The organism is Variovorax sp. GW458-11-26-14-LB1, assembly GCF_059423965.1.
The window spans coordinates 258,416-280,654 of record NZ_JBWKYW010000001.1 but is presented as its reverse complement, the minus strand read 5'-3'; the positions used below and the strand labels follow the sequence as shown (position 1 = coordinate 280,654).

Here is a 22,239-nt window from a genome sequence, read left to right as displayed (position 1 = left end):
ACCCCGTCAGATCAGCGCCTGCGCCAGCCGCAGGCCATGCCGCTGCTCAGCCTCCTGCAGCGAACGCGCAATCGACGGGTGCAGCCGCACCCCGTTCGCCGATTGCGCTTCTCGACGCTTCAACCCGCCTTCACCTGGCAGCCGCACAGGCCTGGCCGGGTCGATGGGCGCGTTGTCGCGGCATTTCTCGGCCACGTGGTCCATCTGGCGCAAAAACGCTTCCTTGCCGCCGAAGGCGTTCAGGTCGTGCAGCGTGAGGTGCACCGTCGCGCCCCAGCCTTCGGGTGGGTCGGCGCGGCCGTGGCCTGCGAGGCCGGCCGTGAGCGTCTCGACCAGCAGCGCCATGCCGTAGCCCTTGTGGCCGTGGCTCAGGCCGCCCACGGGCAGCAGCGTGCCGGGCGGCTGGTCGAACAGCACCTGCGGGTCGTTCGACGGCTTGCCGGAGGCGTCGATGAGCCATTCCTCGGCGAAGGCCTCGCCGGCCGCGCGCTTGCGGTTGCTCATGCCGTTGGTGGTGATCGAGGCCGAGATGTCGACCATCACGCCGCCCTGCGACAGCGGAAAGCCCATCGCCAGCGGATTTGGCGTGAACACCGCCTGCGTGCCGCCGAAGGGCGCGACGCTGGCCGTGTTGGGGTCGGAGCAGGCCAGCAGCATCAGCATGTCTTCCTGCAGCGCGCGCAGCATGTAGACCGCGAGGCAGGCGATGTGGTGGCTGCGGCGGATCACGAGCGAGGCCGTGCCCAGTTCGCGCGCACGCGGCACCAGCAGGTCCATGCCCTGGTCCATGAGCCAGGGCCCGGGCAGGCGCTTGCCATCCCACAGCACGGCGGCGGGGCGGTCGGACAGCACCTCGGGCGCGCCGTCGCGCGTCATGCCGCCCGATTCGATTTCTTTCACATAGCCGGCCAGCAGCGCGAGGCCGTGCGTGTCGTGGCCCAGCAGGTCGCCTTCGACCAGCGTGCGTGCCACGCTGTCGGCCATCGAGGCCGCGAGCCCCGCCTTCTGCAGCAGGGCGCTGGCGTAGTCGCGCAGCGCGTCGGCGCGGTACAGCGGGGCGGCGTCGGTCATTTCAGGATTTCCAGCACGCGGTCGAGCCCGCCTTCGTTGATCGCCACCATGGCCTGTTCGCGCACCTTCGACTTGGCGTGATAGGCCACCGACAGCCCGGCCTCGCCCATCATCGGCAGGTCGTTGGCGCCGTCGCCCACGGCGATGGTTTCTTGCGGCGAGATGCCCATGAGCGAGGCCACTTCCAGCAGCGTGCGACGCTTTTCGGCGCCGTCGCAGATGTCGCCCCAGCTCTGTGTCACGACCTGGCCGGTGAGCTTGCCGCCGGCTTCGTCGAGCAGGTTGGAGCGCGCGAAGTCGATGCCCAGCCGATCCTTCACGCGGTTCGCGAAGAAGGTGAAGCCGCCCGACACCAGCAGCACCTTGAGGCCCGCCTTCTTGCACGCGGCGACCAGTTCGGTCGCGCCGGGGTTGAGCTTCAGCCGCTCGTCGTACACCTGCTGCAGCGCCTCGACCGGCACACCCTGCAGCAGCGCCACGCGGCGGCGCAGGCTTTCCTTGAAGTCCTTGATCTCGCCGCGCATCGTGGCCTCGGTGATCGCGGCCACCTCGGCCTTCTTGCCGACGGCATCGGCGATCTCGTCGATGCATTCGATGTTGATCAGCGTCGAGTCCATGTCGAACGCGATCAGCTTGAAGTCGGCGAGCTTCAGCGGCGGCTTCACGCCCTGGAGGACGAGGCCGGAAGAGATTTCAGTCGTAGCGCTCATGCGGGGGCGGTTTCCTTGACGAGGGGTTGTCCGAGGCTGCGCAGCACGTCGCGCACCATCTGGGCGCGGTCCTTCGGCTCCTTGAGTTCGCGCTCGATGCGCAGCTTCTCGTTGCCGGCGAGCTTGATGTGCTTGTTCTTCTGGATCAGCTGGATGATGGCCATGCCGTCCACCGGCGCGTCCTTGCGGAAGGTGATGTTGATGATGCCCGGCGCCGCATCGACCTTGACCACGCCGTAGGGCCGCGCGAGCACGCGCAGGCGGTGCGTGTCGATCAGCGTCTGGGCCTGCGGCGGCAGCTTGCCGAAGCGGTCGACGATTTCTTCGAGCAGCGTGTCGATCTGGTCGGGGTTCTTCGCGGTGGCCAGCTTCTTGTAGAACGACAGCCGCAGGTGCACGTCGCCGCAGTAGTCGTCGGGCAGGAGGGCGGGGGCGTGCAGGTTGATCTCGGTCGTGACCGACAGCGGCGAGAGCAGGTCGGGCTCCTGCCCGGCCTTCAGCGAGCGCACGGCTTCGCTGAGCATCTCGTTGTAGAGCTGGAAGCCGATCTCCATCATGTTGCCGCTCTGGTTCTCGCCGAGCACCTCGCCGGTGCCGCGGATCTCCAGATCGTGCATCGCCAGGTAGAAGCCCGAGCCCAGCTCTTCCATCTGCTGGATCGCCTCGAGCCGCTGCGAGGCCTGCTTGGTCAGTCCCTCGGTGTCGGGCACCATCAGGTAGGCATAGGCTTGGTGATGAGACCGGCCGACGCGCCCGCGCAGCTGGTGCAACTGCGCCAGGCCGAACTTGTCGGCGCGGCTCATCACGATGGTGTTGGCGGTGGGCACGTCGATGCCGGTCTCGATGATGGTCGAGCACAGCAGCATGTTGTAGCGCTGGGCCACGAAGTCGCGCATCACGCGCTCCAGTTCGCGCTCGGGCATCTGGCCGTGGGCCACGGCGATGCGGGCCTCGGGCAAGATTTCTTCGAGCTTCTGGCGCCGGTTCTCGATGGTCTCGACCTCGTTGTGCAGGAAGTAGACCTGCCCGCCGCGCTTGAGCTCGCGCAGCACGGCTTCGCGGATCACGCCGGTGCCCTCGTTGCGCACGAAGGTCTTGATGGCCAGCCGGCGCTGCGGCGCGGTGGCGATCACGCTCAGGTCGCGCAGTCCTTCGAGCGCCATGCCCAGCGTGCGCGGAATCGGCGTGGCTGTGAGCGTGAGCACGTCGACCTCGGCGCGCATGGCCTTCATCGCCTCCTTGTGGCGCACGCCGAAGCGGTGCTCCTCGTCGATGATGAGCAGGCCCAGGTTCTTGAACTTGACCGACTGCGAAAGCAGCTTGTGCGTGCCCACCACGATGTCGACCTGGCCCTCGGCCAGGCCCTTGGCGGCGGCCGTGATTTCCTTGGCCGAGCGGAAGCGGCTCATCTCGGCCACCTTCACCGGCCACTTGGCAAAGCGGTCGACCAGCGTCTGGTAGTGCTGCTCGGCCAGCAGCGTGGTCGGCGCCAGGAAGGCCACCTGCTTGCCGCCGGTGACGGCGATGAAGGCGGCGCGCAGCGCGACCTCGGTCTTGCCGAAGCCCACGTCGCCGCACACGAGGCGGTCCATCGGCTGGGGCGAGATCATGTCCTGCACCACGGCGTGGATCGCGGCCTTCTGGTCGGCGGTTTCCTGGAAGCCGAAGTCGTTGGCGAACACCTCGTAGTCGGCCGGCGAGTAGCGGAAGGCATGGCCTTCGCGCGCGGCGCGGCGGGCGTAGATGTTGAGCAGCTCGGCGGCCGAGTCGCGCACCTGCTCGGCGGCCTTGCGCTTGGCCTTTTCCCATTGGCCGGAGCCCAGCTTGTGCAGCGGCGCCTCGTCGGCGCTGACACCGGTGTAGCGGCTGATCTGGTGCAGCTGGCTCACCGGCACGTAGAGCGTGGCCTTGTCGGCGTACTCCAGGTGCAGCATTTCCTGCAGCAGCGGCTTGCCATCGGCGCCCGTGCCCTGGCCCAGGTCCATGTGGATCAGGCCGCGGTAGCGGCCGATGCCGTGCGCGCTGTGCACCACCGGGTCGCCCACGTTGAGCTCGGACAGGTCCTTGATCAGCGCCTCGACGTCGCTGACCTGTTCCTGCTTCTTGTTGCGCCGGCGCGTGGTGGGCGCGGTGGCGAACAGCTCGGTCTCGGTGACGAAGTCGATCGCCTGTTCGCGCCACGCGAAGCCCGAGGCCAGCGCGGCGGTGGCGATGCCGATTTTTTCGTCGCCCGAGGCTTCGAACTCGGCCAGCGAGTCGAAGGCCGGCGGGTTCACGCCGCTGGCGCGCAGGAAGTCGAGCAGGCTCTCGCGGCGGCCGTCGCTTTCGGCGATCAGCAGCACACGGTGCGGCGTGGCGGCGATGTGGGCCTTCAGGCCGACCAGCGGGTCTTCGGCGCCGCGCACGACGGCGAAGGGCGGCAGCTTGTCGAACTCGGCGTAGGGCGCATCGGTGGCGATGTCACCGCGAATGGCGAGCTGCGCATGCGGCTTGGCGCGCTGGTAGAACTGCTCGGCGTTGAGGAACAGCGCGTCGGGCGGGAGCGCGGGGCGCTCGGGGTCGCCCTGCACCAGGCGGTAGCGCTCGTTCGTGTCTTGCCAGAAATGCTGGAACGCGGGTTCGAGGTCGCCGTGCAGCACGACGGTGGCGTCGGGGCCGAGGTAGTCGAACACCGTGGCCGTCTCGTCGAAGAACAGCGGCAGGTAGTACTCGATACCGGCGGTGGCCACGCCGTTGCCCATGTCCTTGTAGATGCGGCTCTTGGTCGGGTCGCCCTCGAGCAGTTCGCGCCAGCGGCTGCGAAAGCGCGCGCGGGCGTCGTCGTCCATCGGGAACTCGCGGCCCGGCAGCAGGCGCACCTCGGGCACGGGGTACAGGCTGCGCTGGGTGTCGGGGTCGAAGGTGCGGATGGAGTCGATCTCGTCGTCGAACAGGTCGACACGGAACGGCACCGGCGAGCCCATCGGGAACAGGTCGATCAGGCCGCCGCGCACCGCGTACTCGCCCGGGCTCACCACCTGCGTCACATGGCTGTAGCCGGCCAGCGTGAGCTGCGCCTTGAGCTTGGACTCCTGCAGCTTCTGCTTGGCCTTGAACTGGAAGGTGTAGCCGGCCAGGAAGGCGGGCGGCGCCAGCCGGTACAGCGCGGTGGTGGCGGGCACCAGCACCACGTCGGCCTCCTTCTGGCTGATGCGCCACAGCGTGGCCAGGCGCTCGCTGATCAGGTCCTGGTGCGGCGAGAAGCTGTCGTAGGGCAGCGTTTCCCAGTCGGGGAAGAGGGCGCAGCGCAGCTCGGGGGCGAAGAAGGCGATTTCGTCGATGAGTCGCTGGGCGTCGTTCGCGTCGGCGGTGAACATCGCGGTGGCGCGACCCGCGGCCTTCTCGCGCATGCCGAGCTGGGCCAGCATCAGCGCGTCGGCGGACAACGGGGGACGCGGCAGCGTGAAACGCTTGCCCGCCGGGAGAAGGGGGAGGTCCATGGAGCGGTTCGAAAAATGCACGACACCCCGCGCCGGACGGCGAGGGGTGTGCGAATGTCAATTCTAGAATGGCGGCCCCTTATCCGCTTGTCGGCCATCGGCCCGTGCCGCACCCTCCATGTCTTCTTCCCGTTTCTACGTGCTGATCCCTTGTGCCGGTTCCGGCCACCGCGCCGGCGGCGCGCAGCCCAAGCAGTACCGGCGCCTGGCGGGCCAGTCGATGGTGGCCCACACGGTGGACGCGTTCCGTGCGCTGGCCGGGCGTTTCGCGGGCGTGGCCGTGGTGGTGTCGCCCGACGACCGCGAGGTGCAGACGGCGCTGCCGCGCTTCCCGACGACCGGCGAGTACCTGCTGCGCGTGGGCGGCCTGACGCGCGCCGCCTCGGTGCGCAACGGCCTGGCGGCGCTGCGCCAGAAGGGCGCCGGGCCGCACGACTGGGTGCTGGTGCACGACGCGGCGCGTTGCCTGGTCACGTCCAGCCAGATCGAGGCGCTGATCGCCGCCTGCGAGCACGACGCCGTCGGCGGCCTGCTGGCACAGCGGCTGGCCGACACGCTGAAGGTCTCGTCGACCGACAGCCGTTCGACCCAGACCCTGCCGCGCGCCGACAAGTGGCTGGCGCAGACGCCGCAGATGTTCCGTATCGGTATGCTGCTCGACGCGCTGGAGCGCGTGGGCGACGTGGTGACGGACGAGGCCAGCGCCATCGAGACCCTCGGCCTGGCGCCGCTGCTGGTGCCTGGCAGTGCGCAGAACTTCAAGGTCACCTTCCCCGAAGATTTCGCACTGGCCGAGGCGGTGCTGCTCGGCCGCAAGAAGGCCATGGCATGACGACGACACCGTTCAACATCCGCGTCGGCGAAGGCTGGGACGTCCACCAGCTGGTGGCGGGGCGCAAGCTCATCCTGGGCGGCATCGAGGTGCCGCACATCACCGGCCTGCTCGGGCATTCGGATGCCGACGTGCTGCTGCACGCCATCACCGACGCGCTGCTCGGCGGCGCTGGGCTGGGCGACATCGGCCGGCATTTTCCCGACACCGACGCCCAGTTCCGTGGTGCCGATTCGGCCGTGCTGCTGGCCGAGGCTGCGCGCCGCGTGCGCGCGGCGGGCTGGGAGATCGGCAACGTCGACAGCACCGTGATCGCGCAGGCGCCCAAGCTGGCGCCGCACATCCCGGCCATGTGCCAGCGCATCGCCGACACGCTGGGCATCGCGCTCGATCAGGTCAATGTGAAAGCCAAGACGGCCGAGAAGCTCGGCCCGGTGGGCGAGGGCCGGGCGATGGAAGCCCGCGCCGCGGTGCTGCTGCACCGCTGACGCGCGTCCTCAGGCGACCTGCTTCTTGCCCGGCACCTCGCCGGGCTTGCTGCTGCCCGCCGGCATCGCGCGCGGCATCCGGATGTGGGCCGCGAGGCCCCGGCCCGGCGTGCTGGTGAGCGCGAAGGTGCCGCCCATGCGCTCGATGTTCTTCGCCACGATCGACAGCCCCAGGCCGGCGCCCGCCGCCGAGGTGCGCGCCGCGTCGCCGCGGAAGAAGGGCTTGGTCAGCTGCACGAGCAGGGCGGGCTCGACGCCCGCGCCGTGGTCGCGCACCTTGATCAGCACCGCGTCGTTGTTGGCCTGCGCCTGGATCGTGACGTCGGCCACGCCCGTCGACGGCGTCTTGCCGTAGCGCCGGGCGTTCTCGACCAGGTTGGAGATCACGCGCGTGAGCTCCACCTCGTCGCCCATCACCTTCAGGTCGGCGGGCACGTCGACGTGGATGTTCATCTCTTCGTAGTCTTGCACGGCGTAGGTGCAGGCGTCGATCACGTCGCGCAGCAGCACGGGGCGCTGGTCGACATGGTCGGGGCGGGCGTAGTCGAGGAACTTGTCGATGATCGCGTCGAGCTGCGCGATGTCGGCCGCCATGTGGTCGCGCGCGTCTTCGTCGGCCACGCTCATCTCGGTTTCGAGCCGCAGCCGGGCCAGCGGCGTGCGCAGGTCGTGCGAGATGCCGGCCAGCATGATGGCGCGGTCCTGCTCGATCTTGGCGAGCTGGTCGGCCATGCGGTTGAAGCCGATGTTCACCGCGCGGATTTCGTTGGTGCGGGCACGCTCGTCGAGCCGGTGCGCCTCGTACTCGCCCTCGCGCACCTGCAAGGTGGCGCGCGACAGCTGCTTGAGCGGCAGGTTGATGAGTCGCGTGATCAGCGCCGCGCCCGCGAGCGACAGCGCCATCGCCGTGCTGAGCCAGACCAGCCAGGTGCGCCCGCCCACGCGGCTGAAGCGCGTGGGATCGAGCAGCAGCCAGTAGGTGTCGCTCTCGATGGTGAAACCGATCCACAGGCCCGGCTCGTCGTTCACGCGGCTGGCCACCGTGGTGCCTTCGCCGAGCTGGGCGATCAGCTCTTCGGTGACGCGCTCGTCGAGCGCGCCGCTGGTGTAGGGCTGGAAGCGGTCGTTGGGCTCGCGCGGCAGGATGCGCACGCCTTCCTGGTCGGCCAGCGTCTTGATGAGCGAGACCCGCGTGATCGCATCCGAGTACACCAGTGCTGCGCGCGTGAGGTTCACGAGCGAGGCGATCTGGTGCCCGGTCTGGATGGCGCGCGGCTCGTATTCGAGCGAGCGGAAGGTCTGCAGCCACGCGACCGTGCAGCCGATCAGCAGCAGTGCGAGCAGGAAGAAGGTGCGCCAGAAAAGGCTGAAACCCAGCTTGAGGCCGGGGCGGCGGTCACGCTGCGCGCTCGCTTCGAGCGGGCTGGGCATCGTGACCTGTGCCCCGTCCTCCTGGGCCGGGTCAGGTCGGGCGGAATGGAGGCCGATGGCCACCTCTCAGCGGATCGTCAGGCCGTGCCGTCCGGCACGAACACGTAGCCCACGCCCCAGACGGTCTGGATGTAGCGCGGCGCCGCGGCGTCGGACTCGACCAGCTTGCGCAGGCGCGAGATCTGCACGTCCAGGCTGCGGTCGAATGGCTCGAATTCGCGCCCGCGTGCCAGCTGGGCCAGCTTTTCACGCGACAGCGGCTGGCGCGGATGGCGCACCAGCGCCTTCAGCATCGCGAACTCGCCGGTGGTCAGCGAGAGTTCTTCGCCGTCCTTCTTCAGGGTGCGCGAGCCGAGGTCGAAGGCGAACGGGCCGAAGGTGACGGTCTCGTTCTCGGTGGAGGGGGCGCCCGGCGCCTCGAGCGGCGGGCGGCGGCGCAGCACGGCGTGCACGCGGGCCAGCAGTTCGCGCGGGTTGAAGGGCTTGCCGAGGTAGTCGTCGGCGCCGACTTCGAGACCGACGATGCGGTCCACGTCCTCACCCTTGGCGGTGAGCATGATGATCGGCGTGCGGTCGTTGGCGGCACGCAGACGGCGGCACACGGAGAGGCCGTCTTCGCCGGGCATCATCAGGTCGAGCACGATCAGGTCGACCGTGTCGCGCAACAGGATGCGGTTGAGCGCCTTGCCGTCCTCGGCCACGATCACTTCGAATCCTTCCTGCGTCAGGTAGCGGCGCAGCAGGTCGCGGATGCGGGCGTCGTCGTCGACGATCACGATCTTGTCGGTGCGAGCGGGAACTTGAGTCATTTCTACAACGTTGAATTTGTAACAGCGCCGATTCTGAAGGCGTTAGGACCCCATTGCTGCCGAATTCCGTAGTGGTTGACACTAAGTTACACAACTTGCGGCCGCTCGCCGTCTGGTCATCCGGGCTTTGCCCGGCGGTGGCACAGTCCGTGCTGCCTTATGACGATTGCGCGATGAGACCTTCTTTTTCTGCCTTGCCTCTGCTTTTTTTCGCATGCGCCTGTGGTGCGACGTCCGTCGCTTCCGAAGGGTTTTTGCGGGTCAGTGAAGGGCGCCGCAGCGAAGTGCGCGATGCCGTGGCCGCGCACCGGGCGGCCCAGCGGGAAGAGCAGCGCCGCGGCGAAGCGCTGGCGGGGCGCCGTCTCACGGCGGGCGAACTCTTCGAGTTGAGGCAGCAGGTCCGGGGGCAGTGGGTGCCTGCGGGAACGGGTGTTCTTCTGAATTCGGCAGAATCACAGCCTGCCGAGCGCATCGTGCCGGTACCGCAGCCCGTCGCCAGTCCGCAAACCGCGCCGCGCAGCCTGCGCCACTGAAGAAGAAGGCGCGGGCGAGGGCTTTTCCTCGCATCCACCAGGGAGAAATCTGTCTTGAAGACTGTTCAATTGATCGCGGCCTGCGCCGCGCTGACCTTTGCCGGCGCCGCCTTGGCCCAGAATGCCGTCATGCCTGCTCCACAAAACGTGCTCCAGCTGTCGGCCTCCGGCACCGTCGAAGTTCAGCAAGACCTGCTGAGCATGACCCTCGTCACCACGCGCGACGCCGCCGAGGCGGGCACCGTGCAGACCCAGCTCAAGACGGCGCTGGACGCCGCGCTGGCCGAGGCCAAGAAGAATGCGCAGCCGGGCCAGCTCGACGTGCGCACCGGCAACTTCAGCCTTTCGCCGCGCTACACCAAGGACGGCAAGATCAACGGCTGGCAGGGTTCGACCGAACTCGTGCTAGAGGGCCGCGACTTCGCGCGCATCACCCAGACGGCGGGGCGCATCAGCACGCTCAGCGTGGGCAACGTCGGCTTCGGCCTGAGTCGCGAACAGCGCGCCAAGACCGAGACCGAGGCGCAGAACATCGCCATCGACAACTTCAAGCAGAAGGCCGGCGAGCTGGCCAAGGGCTTCGGCTTCGGCGGCTACACACTGCGCGAGGTGTCGGTGAACGCGAACGACAGCGGCCCGATCCGTCCGCGCGTGATGGCCATGCAGGCCAAGTCGTTCTCGGCCGCCGATTCGGCCGTGCCGGTGGAAGCGGGCAAGACCAGCGTGGTCGTGAACGTCTCCGGCTCGGTGCAGCTCAAGTAAGAAGACAAAGAGCGCGGCGCCGGCGGTCGAGTGCCGCCGGCGTTTTTTCGTTGTCTCTGTCTATTTACTGAGCCGTCCAGCCGCCATCCATGGCCCAGGCGACGCCCCGCACCTGATCGGCGGCGGGAGAGCTCAGGAAGACGGCCAGCCCGCCCAGTTGCTCGACCGTCGTGAACTGCAGCGAGGGCTGCTTTTCTCCCAGCAATTCGTTCTGCGCCTGGAGGGCCGAAATGCCTTCGCGGGCCGCGCGGTCGTCGATCTGCTTTTGCACCAGCGCCGTGAGCACCCAGCCCGGGCTGATCGCGTTGCAGGTGACGCCGGTGGTGGCGGTTTCGAGCGCCACCGACTTGGTCAGGCCGACGATGCCGTGCTTGGCCGCGACATAGGCCGACTTCTGCGCCGAGGCCACGAGCCCGTGCGCCGACGCCACGTTGATGATGCGGCCCCAGTTGGCCTCGCGCATCGCGGGGATCGCCAGGCGCGTCGTGTGGAAGGCGCTCGTGAGGTTGATCGCGAGGATCGCGTCCCAACGTTCGGTCGGGAAGTCCTCGACCTTGGCCACGTGCTGGATGCCGGCGTTGTTGACGAGGATGTCGACGCGGCCGAACTTCGACGCCGCGAACTTCATCATGTCCTCGATCTGGTCGGGCTTGCTCATGTCGGCCCCGTGGTACTCGGCACGCACGCCGAGTGCCTCGATCTGGGCCTTGGGGGTGTCGGCGTCGCCGAAGCCGTTGAGCACGATGTGTGCGCCCTGTTGAGCCAGCGCCTTGGCGATGGCGAAGCCAATGCCACTGGTGGACCCCGTGACAAGCGCGGTTTTGCCTTTGAGCATGAAGATCAATCTCCGGATGAATTAGGATGCAACGAGACCATTATCCGCACCCGAACCCCTCCGTTTCCATGACAGAACCGACCCTTCACGACGTGGCCTGCAACGACGCCCAGGGCGGTCATCGCATGGCCTATTGGCAATGGGGTGACGCGCAGAGCGCACATGTCGTGGTCTGCGTGCACGGGCTGACCCGGCAGGGGCGCGATTTCGACGTGCTCGCGCAGGCCATCGTGGCGCGCGCGGGCGGCGACGTGCGCGTGGTCTGTCCCGACGTGGTCGGGCGCGGCCGCAGCGACTGGCTGCGCGACCCCGCTTTCTATCAAGTGCCTGTGTATGCGGCCGACATGGTGGCGCTGATCGCGCAGCTGCACGGCGAGCATCCCATCGGCACGCTCGACTACGTCGGCACCAGCATGGGCGGGCTGATCGGCTTCGTGCTGGCCGGCCACAAGGAGCTGCCGTTGCCGCGGCCCATTCGCCGTTTCGTCGCGAACGATGTCGGCCCCACGGTCGAGCCCGCCGCCATCCAGCGCATCGGAGCGTATGTGGGCAAGAGCGGCCAGTTTCCGAGCGTGCAGGCCGCGGCCGACGCGATGTGGGCCCTGTCGACCACGTTCGGGCCGCACACGCCCGAGCAGTGGCGCGCGCTGTCGCAGCACATGGTGGTGCCGGCGTCCGAGCGCAGCGTCGACGGTGCCGCCAAGACCGCCAGTGCCGGCCCGGTGGGCGAGGGCGCCTGGGTGCTGCACTACGACCCGGCCATCGGCGTGCCGTTGCGGGCCATCACGCCCGAGATCGCGGCGCAGGGCGGGGCGGTGATGTGGAGCCTGTACGACGCCATCGACGCGCGCGCGCTGCTCACGCGCGGCGCGGCGTCCGACCTGCTGTCGCCCGAGACGGCGGCCGCGATGACGCAGCGTGGGCCGCGCGCCACGCTCGTCGAGTTCGAGGGCGTGGGGCACGCGCCGACTTTCGTCGATCCCGCACAGGTCGCCGTCGTCACGAATTTCCTGTTCGATTGAGGGCATCGTGAAGCGAGAGTCTGCGAACCTTCAGACGGCACCCCTGTCCGACGGCGTCATGGTCGATTACCCGCTGTCGGCCGCCACGGCCGACCGCTCGCCGGTCATGGAGAACATGCTGGCGCGCGCCCGCGCGTTCGCCGAACCGCTGATTGCCGACGAAAAGCTCGACACCGGCGAGAACACGCTGGCGCACGCCGATGCGGTGGCCGCCATCGTTGCGAAGATGGGCGGCTCCGAGGCGATGCAGGCGGCGAGCTACCTCGTGTATTCGTGCCAGCACCTGAACCGTCCGCAGGAAGTGATCGCCAAGGTCTTCGGCGACAACTTCGCGGCGCTTGCGGTCGAGACCACCAAGCTCGTGCGCGTGCAGGAGCAGGCGCGCACGGCCTCGCAAGGGCACCACGCCGAAGGCGCCGGCGCGCAGACCGAGAACGTGCGCAAGATGCTGCTGGCGTTTTCGCGCGACCTGCGCGTGGTCATGCTGCGGCTGGCCTCGCGCCTGCAGACACTGCGGCACGCGGCGGCCAGCAAGCAGCCCGCGCCCGAGAGCGTGGCGCGCGAGTCGCTGCAGGTGTTTGCGCCGCTCGCGAACCGGCTGGGCATCTGGCAGGTGAAGTGGGAGATCGAAGACCTTTCGTTCCGCTTTCTCGAGCCCGAGACCTACAAGCTGATCGCGCGGCTGCTCGACGAGAAGCGCATCGAGCGCGAAGGCCATGTCGAGCAGTTGCGCTCGCAGCTGGAGCACGAACTGCAGGCCGAGGGCGTCAAGGCCACGGTGCAGGGACGCCCGAAGAACATCTACAGCATCGTCAAGAAGATGCGCGGCAAGTCGCTCGACTTCGAGCAGGTCTTCGACATCCTCGCGCTGCGCGTGGTGGTGCCGGACGTGAAGGACTGCTATGCCGCGCTGGCCTGGGTGCACTCGCACTTCCAGCCCATCGACGAGGAGTTCGACGACTACATCGCGCGGCCCAAGCCCAATGGCTACCAGTCGCTGCACACGGTGGTGCGCGAGATCGTCGACGGCAAGGTGGGCAAGCCGATCGAGATCCAGATCCGCACCGAGGAAATGCACGACCACGCCGAACATGGCGTGGCGGCGCACTGGGCCTACAAGGAAGCGGGCCACAAGGGCTACGCCGGCGTCTGGGCGAGCGGTGAGTACGACGCCAAGATCGCGGTGCTGCGCCAGTTGCTGGCCTGGGAGCGCGACCTGTCCGGCGGGCTGCAGGGGCAGGGGCTGTTCGACGACCGCATCTATGTGCTCACGCCCGATGCGGCCATCGTCGAGTTGCCGCAGGGCGCGACACCGGTCGATTTCGCCTACACGGTGCACACGACGCTGGGGCATCGCTGCCGCGGCGCGCGTGTTGATGGCGCGATGGTGCCGCTCAACACGCCGCTGTCGAACGGGCAGACGGTCGAGATCATGGCGGCCAAGGAAGGCGGGCCGTCGCGTGACTGGCTGAATGCCGAGCTGGGTTATCTGGCGAGCCACCGCGCCCGCGCCAAGGTGCGTGCCTGGTTCAACGCACAGATCACGCACGAGACCGTGGCGCGTGGACGCGAAGCCGTCGAGAAGCTGCTGCAGCGCGAAGGCAAGACGGCCATGCGGCTCGAAGACCTGGCCTCGCAGCTCGGCTTCAAGTCGGCGGACCATCTGTTCGAGGTGGTCGGCAAGGACGAGTTTTCGCTGCGCAACATCGAGACGCTGCTGCGTCCGCCCGAGCCGGCGCTGAATCCCGACGACGGCGTGCAGATCAAGAAGGCGCGCGGCAGCGAGAAGTCGGGCAAGGGCGGCGTGCTCGTGGTGGGCGTGTCGTCGCTGATGACGCAGCTCGCCAAGTGCTGCAAGCCGGCGCCGCCGGATGCGATCCGCGGCTTCGTCACGCGCGGCCATGGCGTCAGCGTGCATCGCGCGGATTGCAGCAACTTCCGCACGATGGCCGCGAAGGACGGCGAACGCGTGATCGATGTCGAATGGGGCCTGCCGAAGAAGGGTGCCGATGCGCCGGTCTATGCAGTCGACGTGGCAGTGGAAGCAGCCGACCGCCAGGGTTTGCTGCGCGATATCTCCGATGTGTTCGCACGCGAGAAGATGAACGTGATCGGCGTGCAGACGCAGTCGATCAAGGGCACTGCGTGGATGACGTTCACCGTGGAAATCGCCGATGCCGCGCGTCTGACGCAGGTGTTGAGTGTGGTGACTGCAGTGACTGGTGTGCGATCTGCACGTCGGCGCTGAAAAGGGCCATTTCTCCTGCTATACTCGATGCTTCTCTTAGGCGCGTAGCTCAGTTGGTTAGAGCACCACCTTGACATGGTGGGGGTCGTTGGTTCGAATCCAATCGCGCCTACCAAATTCAAACACGGGTTGCAGCGATTTCGCTGCAACCCGTTCGTCGTTTGGACGACGTGTTTGTCTCTGGATCAGCCCGATCGTCCCGAGTGATCGGCACAAGCGAAAACCCCTTTCACGGGCGGCCCTTCGCGCGGTGCAGGCAAGGTGCCTGAGCCATGTGGTTGTGCTACCTTGAGCGGTCTGCCAACCTTCTCGAATTTCCTTGATAAGCGATCTGATGAATACGCGATCAACGTCTGTTGATCGGGCGCACGCCGACCACCGCGTGGCCGCATTGCTCAAGCAAGCCCCTCTTGAATTCGCGCGCGCGGTCTACGGCATCAATGACCTTGCCGCCGGCCGTGCCGACACCATGGCCGCACGCGAAGTCGCGCGCGCACAACGACAGGGCATGCCGGTGACCGAAGAGCGTGCCGAGCAGCGCGCGCGCGCCTACCTTCCGACGGCGGGACAGGAGCATTGCCCCCGGTGCTGGGTTGTCTACGGGCAGAAGATCCCGCTGCGATTCAGGTTGTCGACCCCGGAGCGTCCCGAAACTGCAGCGTGTCATGCGTGCGGTGCCGAGTACGCGACGGCGCCGGACGCCTGAAGAAGAATCACGGTCAGGGTAAACCTTGTCGCGATGCAGCAAAACCGCTCCCTAGAATCATCCGATGACATGGGCGTCCATGTGAAGGAGTCTGTAGTGCAGAGCAAGAAGTCCGGGGTGAAGCCGGTCCAGCGTGTGATCAAGAAGTACCCCAACCGACGGCTCTACGACACGGAGACATCCACGTACATCACGCTGACCGAGGTCAAGCAGCTGGTCATCAAGAACGCGCAGTTCGTGGTGCGCGACGCCAAGACCGGCGACGATCTCACGCGCAGCATCCTGCTGCAGATCATTCTGGAAGAAGAGGCCGGTGGCGCACCGATGTTCACCGAGCAGGTGCTGGTCAACATCATCCGTTTCTACGGCCAGGCCATGCAGGGCTACATGGGCCCGTACCTCGAGAAGAACATCCAGGCGATGACCGAGATGCAGGCCCAGCTCGCCGAAAAAGCCGAAGGCCTGACGCCCGAGATGTGGTCGCGTTTCATGACCATGCAGTCGCCGATGATCCAGGGGCTGATGGGCAACTACGTCGAGCAATCGAAGAACGTCTTCCTGCAGATGCAGGAGCAGATGCAGAAAAACACCGAGCAGGTGCTGGGCGCCTTTGGCATCAAGCGCCCCTGAGCGCCGCGCGGCGGCCCGCCCGAATGGGGTGACTGCCCGATGAATGCCCCGCTGTCACCGATAGCTGGGACAATAGAGGCCTATGAGCGAAGTTGCCTCCCCTGAACGTACCGTCACGCCGACCGCCCCCAAGGTCGGCTTCGTCAGCCTTGGTTGCCCCAAGGCCTTGACCGATTCCGAATTGATCCTGACCCAGCTGAGCGCCGAGGGCTATCAAACCGCCAAGACTTTCGAGGGCGCCGACCTCGTCATCGTCAACACCTGCGGCTTCATCGACGATGCCGTGAAGGAAAGCCTGGACACCATCGGCGAAGCGCTCGCCGAGAACGGCCGCGTGATCGTCACCGGCTGCCTGGGCGCCAAGACCGGCGACCAGGGCGGCAACCTCGTGCGCCAGATGCATCCCAGCGTGCTGGCCGTCACCGGCCCGCATGCCACGCAGGAGGTGATGGATGCCGTGCACGCCAACCTGCCGAAGCCGCACGATCCGTTCATCGACCTCGTGCCGAACACCTTCGGCGTGGCCGGCCTCAAGCTGACGCCGCGGCACTACGCTTACCTGAAGATCAGCGAAGGCTGCAACCACCGCTGCACCTTCTGCATCATTCCCTCGATGCGCGGCGACCTGGTCTCGCGTCCGGTGGGCGATGTGCTCAGCGAAGCCAAGGCCCTGTTCGAGGGCGGCGTGAAGGAACTGCTGGTGATCAGCCAGGACACCTCGGCCTACGGCGTCGACGTGAAGTACCGCACCGGCTTCTGGGATGGCAAGCCGGTCAAGACCCGCATGCTCGAACTCGTGCGCACGCTGGGCGAAATTGCCGAGCCGTATGGCGCCTGGGTGCGCCTGCACTACGTGTACCCCTATCCGAGCGTCGACGAAATCATTCCGTTGATGGCGAGCGGCCTGGTGCTGCCGTACCTCGACGTGCCGTTGCAGCACAGCCACCCCGACGTGCTCAAGCGCATGAAGCGGCCGGCCAGCGGCGAGAAGAACCTGGAGCGGATCGCACGCTGGCGCGAGGTCTGCCCTGAACTCGTGATCCGCAGCACCTTCATCGCCGGCTTTCCGGGCGAGACGGAGCAGGAGTTCGAACACCTGCTCGACTTCATCCGCGAAGCCGAGATCGATCGTGCGGGCTGCTTTGCCTACAGCCCGGTCGAGGGCGCCACTGCCAATGACATTCCGGGCATGCTGCCCGAGGCCGAGCGCGAAGCGCGCCGCGCCCGCTTCATGGAGGTGGCCGAGGCCGTGTCGATCGCTAAGCTGCAAAAGCGCATCGGCTCGACGATGCAGGTGTTGGTTGATTCAGCGCCGGCGCTGGGCCGCAAGGGTGGGGTGGGGCGCACGTACGCCGACGCACCGGAGATCGACGGTACTGTTCGCCTCCTGCCGCCCGAGAAGATCAGCAAGACGATGAAGGTCGGCGAGTTCACGCGTGCACGCATCGTGGGCGCTGAAGGCCACGACCTGATCGCGTTGCCCGTTTGATGCACCTGATTCAAACGGCCAAGAAAAAAGCCACCGGAGGCCGGTGGCTTTTTTCAGAAGACCTGGTAAGGGTCTGTTCAATCTTGGTGCCCAGAAGAGGACTCGAACCTCCACGATGTTACTCGCTAGTACCTGAAACTAGTGCGTCTACCAATTCCGCCATCTGGGCTGATTTTGCTTCTCAGCAAAGACTACGATTATATACACAAATTTGGCGCGCTCTTTTGAGCGTGTCGAAATTTCAACTTCTGCGCGACATCGCTCGTGCGGCGGGTGTCCTGCCGAAGGCAGGTGGGTGCGATCGTGCGTGCACGGCCGGCATTAAGGGGCGTGATCTGACGATCGCGTCGCCCGTTTGATGCAGTTTCGAACGGCCATGAAAAAAGCCACCGGAGACCGGTGGCTTCAATCGGATGACCTGGTAAAGGTCTGTTTAAACTTGGTGCCCAGAAGAGGACTCGAACCTCCACGATGTTACTCGCTAGTACCTGAAACTAGTGCGTCTACCAATTCCGCCATCTGGGCCCACATGACTGCAGAAGCAGCCACGTTTTGAATTTCAGGAAAGAAGGAGATCATATCAAAAATAATGTCACTTCCAGCAGCTTGTTGGATGAAATCGAAGGAACTGTTCAAGGACATCGCGACGGGCACGGCTTCGTGCAACGCGACGACGGCGAGGCAGATATCTACCTGCCGCCGAATGAGATGCGCGCGGTGCTGCACAAGGATCGCGTCAAGGCGCGCATCGTGCGACAGGACCGCCGCGGCCGCCCCGAGGGGCGCGTGGTCGAGATCGTCGAGCGACCCGAGCAGCCCATCATCGGCCGCCTGTTGCACGAAGGCGGGATCTGGCTCGTTGCACCGGAAGACAAGCGCTACGGCCAGGACGTCCTGATCCCGAAGGGCGCCACTGGCCCCGCCAAGGTCGGTCAGGTCGTGGTCGTCCAGCTCACCGAGCCGCCGGCCTTGTTCGGCCAGCCCGTGGGCCGCGTGAGAGAAGTGCTGGGCGAGATCGACGACCCCGGCATGGAAATCGAGATCGCCGTGCGCAAGTACGGCGTGCCGCATGAGTTTTCCGCGGAGTGCCTGGCGCAGGCCAAGGCCCTGCCCGAGAAGGTGCGCCCCGCCGACAAGAAGGGGCGCATCGACCTCACCGACGTGCCGCTCGTCACCATCGACGGCGAAGACGCCCGCGACTTCGACGACGCCGTGTACTGCGAGCCCGCGAAGGTGGGCCGGGGTAAAGGCTGGCGCCTGCTGGTGGCCATCGCCGACGTCAGTGCCTATGTGCAGACCGGCTCGGCCGTCGACATCGATGCGTACGACCGCGCCACCAGCGTCTATTTCCCGCGCCGCGTGATCCCGATGCTGCCCGAGAAGCTGTCGAACGGCCTGTGCTCGCTCAACCCCGAGGTCGAGCGCCTGTGCATGGTGTGCGACATGCTGGTTGCCGCCGACGGCGAGATCTACGCCTACCAGTTCTATCCGGCCGTGATGTTCAGCCATGCGCGCTTCACGTACACCGAAGTGGCCGCCATCCTCGGCAACACGCGCGGCCCGGAAGCCGCCAAGCGCAAGGAGCGCGTCAAGGACCTGCTGAACCTCGCCGATGTCTACAGGGCCCTGCTCAAGCAGCGCGGCAAGCGCGGCGCGGTCGACTTCGAAACCACCGAGACGCAGATCATCTGCGACGACGCCGGCCGCATCGAGAAGATCGTGCCGCGCACGCGCAACGAGGCGCACAAGATCATCGAAGAGGCGATGTTGGCCGCCAACGTCTGCAGCGCCGACTTCATCGCCGAAGGCAAGCACCCGGGCCTGTTCCGCGTGCACGAAGGCCCGACGCCCGAGAAGAAGGAAATCCTGCGCGGCTACCTGAAGGCCATGGGCGTGGGCCTGAGCATCACCGACGATCCGCGTCCCGGTGAGTTCCAGGCGATCGCCGAAGCCACCAAGGAGCGTCCCGACTCGCAGCAGATCCACACCATGCTGCTGCGCTCGATGCAGCAGGCGATCTACACGCCGTTCAACAGCGGCCACTTTGGCCTGGCCTACGAGGCATACACGCACTTCACGAGCCCGATCCGGCGCTATCCCGACCTGCTGGTGCACCGCGTGATCAAGGCGATCCTCGGCAAGACGCGCTACCAGTTGCCGATGCTGCCGACGCCCGGCGAAGCGCATGCCAAGCTGGCCAAGCGCCTGGCTTCGCGCGTGAAAGCGCCAACGACCAAGCCGCAGAAAGCCACGATCGCGCCGACCAAGGAAGTGCTGGCATGGGAAGCGGCGGGCCTGCATTGCAGCGCCAACGAGCGCCGCGCCGACGAGGCCAGCCGCGACGTCGAGGCCTGGCTCAAGTGCAAGTACATGCGCGAGCACCTCGGCGAGGAGTATGGCGGCGTGGTCACCGCAGCCACCACCTTCGGCATCTTCGTCACGCTCGATGCGATGTACGTCGAGGGGCTGGTGCACATCACCGAGCTCGGTGGCGAATACTTCAAGTTCGACGAGATGCGCCAGGAGCTGCGTGGCGAGCGCACCGGCATCCGCTACGCCATCGGCACGCGGGTGCGGGTGCAGGTGAGCCGCGTCGACCTCGATGGCCGCAAGATCGACTTTCGCCTCGTGCGCGAAGGCGAAGACCTGACGTCGCGTGCCATGAAGGACAAAGGCAGCGCGCCAGTGAAGGCGTCGGCCAAGCGAAGCTCCCGCCACAAGGCGGAGGCCGGTGGCGAGTCACGGTCGGAGCACGGCGGCGGCGTTGCCGTGGCACCCGCCGGCCCGCAATCGGCCATGCAGGCCTTCAAGTCGGCGGTGAAGAAAGCTGCCAACAAGATGCAGGGCAAGGGGCGCAAGCCCCGTCGCGGATGAGGCGCGCCGTGCACACTACCGGTTTGCTTGCCGAGTGTATGGATCAGTTGAAAAGGAGACTTGAAGCATGAGCGTGGAAAACAACAAGGGCCGCATCGCGATCGTCACGGGCGCGGGGTCGGGCATCGGCCGTGCGGCCGCGCTGGCTCTGCTGGCGGACGGCTGGAGCGTGGCCCTTGCGGGGCGCCGCCTCGAGCCGCTGGAGCAGGTGGCGGAAGAGTCGGGCGCCGGTGCGCGCGCCTTCGCGGTGCCGACCGATGTGGCCAATGCCGACTCGGTGCAGGCGCTGTTCGGCGCCACGGTCGAACGCTTCGGGCGCGTCGACCTGCTGTTCAACAACGCCGGCGTGGGCAACCCGCCGGGACCGTTCGAGGACTGGACGCCCGAGCAGTGGAAGGGCGTGGTGGACATCAACCTCACCGGCATGTTCTTCTGCATCCAGCAGGCCTTCCGCACGATGAAGGCGCAGACGCCGCGGGGCGGCCGCATCATCAACAACGGGTCGATCTCGGCGACCACGCCGCGACCGAATTCCGCGGCCTACACCTCGACCAAGCACGCGGTCGAAGGGCTGACCAAGACCGCTTCGCTCGACGGCCGCAAGTACGACATCGCGGTGGGGCAGGTGGACGTGGGCAATGCCATGACCGAGCTGGCCGCGCGCATGGCCACCGGCGTGCCGCAGGCCAATGGCGAGCTCGCGATCGAGCCGCTGATCGACGTCAAGATCGTCGGCCAGTCGGTGCTCTACATGGCGAACCTGCCGCTGGAAGCCAACGTGCTCTTCCACACCATCATGGCCACGAAGATGCCCTTCGTCGGGCGCGGCTGAGTCCTGCGCTCAGTCGGGCGCGCGGCGGGCCAGCGAGCCTGCCGTGAGCGGGGCCGCATCGGCCGGCCACAGGTCGGCGATGCGGCCGTGCTGCCAGACGGCTTCGCACGCTGCCTCGAACGCGGGGCGGCGCATCGCGAGCGCCGCGCCGATCATGCCGGCGAGCACATCGCCGGTGCCTGCGGTGGCGAGGCGGGCATTGCCGGTCGGGTTGATGACCGGCGGCTCGTCGCTTGCATCGGCAATCACTGTTCCAGAACCCTTGAGCACTGTCACCGCGCCGAAGCGCGATGCCAACGCGCGGGCCGCGGCCAGGCGGTTGGCTTGCACGCCACCCGTCGTGTCGCCGAGCAGGCGCGCGGCTTCCAATGGATGCGGCGTGATCACGGTGGGAGCGCCGGCCTGGCCTCGCGCGATCAGTTGCGCCTGAAGTGACGGATCGGCGGCGATGGCGTTGAGCGCGTCGGCGTCGAGCACCAGCGCGGCGGCCATCGACAGCACGCGCGGCAGCAGTTCGCGCACGGCATCGCCGCCACCGCAGCCGCACACGACCGTCATGCCCGCGAGGTCCAGCGTGTGGGCGTCGCGCAGCATCAGCTCGGGCTGCGAGGTGTCGACCGGCGCTGCGCGGGGATCGAGCAATCCGACGAACACGCGTCCTGCGCCCGCATGGAGCGCGGCCGAGCCGGCCAGCAGCGCGGCGCCGGCCATGCCTGACGCGCCACCGATCACCGCGACATCCCCGTAGCTGCCTTTGTGCGAGGCGTGGGTGCGCCGCTGGATATCGGGCGTGCTTGCGAGGCGGGCCGTCGGTCGCTCCTGGATGAAAGCGCGGCAGCCCAGATCGTCGAACCACACCGTGCCGGCTGCATCGCGGCCTTGCGCCGTGAACAAGCCGGGTTTCAGCGTGAGGAAGGTGAGGGTGGCGCGAACCGATGCCGGTGCTTGATTTGGGTTGGAGGCCCGCATGCCTGTGTCGGCATCGAGGCCTGAGGGCACATCGATGCTGAGCACTGGCGAGGCGCTAGCGTGCATCCGCGCGAGCCATTCGGCCATCGTGCCCGAGGGCGGGCGGGTTGATCCGATGCCGAGTAGCGCATCCATCGCCAGCTCGAAACTTGATGGCGGCTTCGAAGCGAAGGTGACGCCCGCATCGCGCGCACGCTGCAGCGACCCCTTGGCATCCGCTGGCAGCCGGCGTTCATCGCCCACGAAGGTGACGACCGGAAAGAAGCCGCGATGACGCAGTTGCGCCGCGGCTTCGAAGCCATCGCCGCCGTTGTTCCCTGGGCCGCAGGCGATCCAGATCGTTCGCGCGTGCGGCGCGAGCGCCATTGCGAGCCGCGCCGCCGCGAGGCCGGCGCGCTGCATCAGTGTGTGAGGGGGGAGGGCGGAGGCTGCTGCCTGCTCGATGCGACGCGTGGCGGCGATGTCGAACAGGTCGGCGGCGCTGGCGGACGTGATGCGATGCATCGAGCCATTGTGCCG

The 22,239-nt window shown here is 67.2% G+C and carries 18 protein-coding genes and 3 tRNA genes; 12 read left to right on the top strand and 9 right to left on the bottom strand.

Going from position 1 to position 22,239, the window contains the following annotated elements; genetic code table 11:
* Positions 1 to 6: 6 nt before the first annotated feature.
* Genes AC07YS_RS01310 through mfd form a run of 3 tightly spaced genes read right to left on the bottom strand, consistent with a single transcriptional unit; the run spans position 7 to position 5,260 of the window.
* The gene (locus tag AC07YS_RS01310; RefSeq protein ID WP_495267257.1) at positions 7 to 1,071 is read right to left on the bottom strand and encodes an Ldh family oxidoreductase; all 1,065 of its coding nucleotides are present in this window, start codon (positions 1,069 to 1,071) and stop codon (positions 7 to 9) included.
* Positions 1,068 to 1,781, bottom strand: coding sequence for a phosphoserine phosphatase SerB (serB, locus tag AC07YS_RS01305; RefSeq protein ID WP_495267256.1), 714 nt, complete (start codon positions 1,779 to 1,781; stop codon positions 1,068 to 1,070). Before serB ends, AC07YS_RS01310 begins: the two co-directional genes overlap by 4 nt.
* A complete protein-coding gene (gene mfd, locus AC07YS_RS01300) occupies positions 1,778 to 5,260 on the bottom strand; it encodes a transcription-repair coupling factor (RefSeq protein WP_369647194.1) in 3,483 nt (1,160 codons plus the stop codon). Before mfd ends, serB begins: the two co-directional genes overlap by 4 nt.
* Before the next feature lie 118 nt (positions 5,261 to 5,378).
* On the opposite strand from mfd, the gene ispD reads away from it, so the two are divergent.
* Positions 5,379 to 6,092, top strand: coding sequence for a 2-C-methyl-D-erythritol 4-phosphate cytidylyltransferase (ispD, locus tag AC07YS_RS01295; RefSeq protein ID WP_354343578.1), 714 nt, complete (start codon positions 5,379 to 5,381; stop codon positions 6,090 to 6,092).
* Entirely contained in the window at positions 6,089 to 6,580 is a 492-nt protein-coding gene (gene ispF / locus AC07YS_RS01290; RefSeq protein ID WP_095745128.1) for a 2-C-methyl-D-erythritol 2,4-cyclodiphosphate synthase, read from the top strand. The genes ispD and ispF overlap by 4 nt, the downstream gene beginning before the upstream one ends.
* Positions 6,581 to 6,589: 9 nt before the next feature.
* Here ispF and AC07YS_RS01285 read toward each other — a convergent pair whose 3' ends face one another.
* Both AC07YS_RS01285 and ompR read right to left on the bottom strand, forming a co-directional pair.
* Entirely contained in the window at positions 6,590 to 8,011 is a 1,422-nt protein-coding gene (locus tag AC07YS_RS01285; RefSeq protein ID WP_062480711.1) for a sensor histidine kinase family protein, read from the bottom strand.
* 77 nt (positions 8,012 to 8,088) lie between these two features.
* A complete protein-coding gene (ompR, locus tag AC07YS_RS01280; protein ID WP_007837017.1) occupies positions 8,089 to 8,820 on the bottom strand; it encodes an osmolarity response regulator transcription factor OmpR in 732 nt (243 codons plus the stop codon).
* A 95-nt stretch (positions 8,821 to 8,915) separates the two neighbouring features.
* Here ompR and AC07YS_RS01275 point away from each other — a divergent pair, with 95 nt between their 5' ends.
* Both AC07YS_RS01275 and AC07YS_RS01270 read left to right on the top strand, forming a co-directional pair.
* A complete protein-coding gene (locus AC07YS_RS01275) occupies positions 8,916 to 9,353 on the top strand; it encodes a hypothetical protein (protein ID WP_223301309.1) in 438 nt (145 codons plus the stop codon).
* A gap of 54 nt (positions 9,354 to 9,407) precedes the next feature.
* Positions 9,408 to 10,115, top strand: coding sequence for an SIMPL domain-containing protein (locus AC07YS_RS01270; protein WP_062480709.1), 708 nt, complete (start codon positions 9,408 to 9,410; stop codon positions 10,113 to 10,115).
* A gap of 64 nt (positions 10,116 to 10,179) precedes the next feature.
* Here the strand turns inward: AC07YS_RS01270 and AC07YS_RS01265 are convergent, their stop codons facing one another.
* Positions 10,180 to 10,950 carry a 3-hydroxybutyrate dehydrogenase gene (locus AC07YS_RS01265; protein WP_095947875.1) on the bottom strand — a complete coding sequence of 257 codons (771 nt, stop codon included), beginning with the start codon at positions 10,948 to 10,950 and terminating at the stop codon, positions 10,180 to 10,182.
* Between the two features lie 68 nt (positions 10,951 to 11,018).
* On the opposite strand from AC07YS_RS01265, the gene AC07YS_RS01260 reads away from it, so the two are divergent.
* The 6 genes from AC07YS_RS01260 to rimO all read left to right on the top strand — a co-directional run bounded on the left by AC07YS_RS01260 (position 11,019) and on the right by rimO (position 17,045).
* Positions 11,019 to 11,972, top strand: coding sequence for an alpha/beta fold hydrolase (locus AC07YS_RS01260; protein ID WP_495263712.1), 954 nt, complete (start codon positions 11,019 to 11,021; stop codon positions 11,970 to 11,972).
* Between the two features lie 58 nt (positions 11,973 to 12,030).
* On the top strand, positions 12,031 to 14,220 hold the full coding sequence (locus tag AC07YS_RS01255) for a RelA/SpoT family protein (protein WP_062480706.1): 2,190 nt from the start codon (positions 12,031 to 12,033) through the stop codon (positions 14,218 to 14,220).
* 38 nt (positions 14,221 to 14,258) lie between these two features.
* Positions 14,259 to 14,335 (top strand) — tRNA-Val (locus AC07YS_RS01250).
* 267 nt (positions 14,336 to 14,602) lie between these two features.
* A complete protein-coding gene (locus tag AC07YS_RS01245; protein ID WP_223301311.1) occupies positions 14,603 to 14,926 on the top strand; it encodes a hypothetical protein in 324 nt (107 codons plus the stop codon).
* Positions 14,927 to 14,995: 69 nt separating this feature from the next.
* Positions 14,996 to 15,556 carry a polyhydroxyalkanoate synthesis repressor PhaR gene (phaR, locus tag AC07YS_RS01240; RefSeq protein WP_495267255.1) on the top strand — a complete coding sequence of 187 codons (561 nt, stop codon included), beginning with the start codon at positions 14,996 to 14,998 and terminating at the stop codon, positions 15,554 to 15,556.
* Positions 15,557 to 15,638: 82 nt separating this feature from the next.
* Positions 15,639 to 17,045 (top strand): 30S ribosomal protein S12 methylthiotransferase RimO, encoded by a 1,407-nt coding sequence (gene rimO, locus AC07YS_RS01235; RefSeq protein ID WP_139704634.1) that lies wholly within the window; start codon positions 15,639 to 15,641, stop codon positions 17,043 to 17,045.
* Positions 17,046 to 17,129: 84 nt separating this feature from the next.
* Here rimO and AC07YS_RS01230 read toward each other — a convergent pair.
* Positions 17,130 to 17,214: transfer RNA gene (locus AC07YS_RS01230), tRNA-Leu, on the bottom strand.
* Positions 17,215 to 17,485: 271 nt separating this feature from the next.
* A tRNA-Leu gene (locus AC07YS_RS01225) sits at positions 17,486 to 17,570 on the bottom strand.
* An 81-nt stretch (positions 17,571 to 17,651) separates the two neighbouring features.
* Between AC07YS_RS01225 and rnr the strand changes: the two genes are divergently transcribed.
* Both rnr and AC07YS_RS01215 read left to right on the top strand, forming a co-directional pair.
* Entirely contained in the window at positions 17,652 to 19,919 is a 2,268-nt protein-coding gene (gene rnr / locus AC07YS_RS01220; RefSeq protein ID WP_495267254.1) for a ribonuclease R, read from the top strand.
* A 67-nt stretch (positions 19,920 to 19,986) separates the two neighbouring features.
* Complete coding sequence (locus tag AC07YS_RS01215) at positions 19,987 to 20,751, top strand: SDR family oxidoreductase (RefSeq protein WP_062471631.1); 765 nt, start codon at positions 19,987 to 19,989, stop codon at positions 20,749 to 20,751.
* A 9-nt stretch (positions 20,752 to 20,760) separates the two neighbouring features.
* Here AC07YS_RS01215 and AC07YS_RS01210 read toward each other — a convergent pair whose 3' ends face one another.
* Positions 20,761 to 22,224 (bottom strand): NAD(P)H-hydrate dehydratase, encoded by a 1,464-nt coding sequence (locus AC07YS_RS01210; RefSeq protein WP_495267253.1) that lies wholly within the window; start codon positions 22,222 to 22,224, stop codon positions 20,761 to 20,763.
* Positions 22,225 to 22,239: the final 15 nt, after the last annotated feature.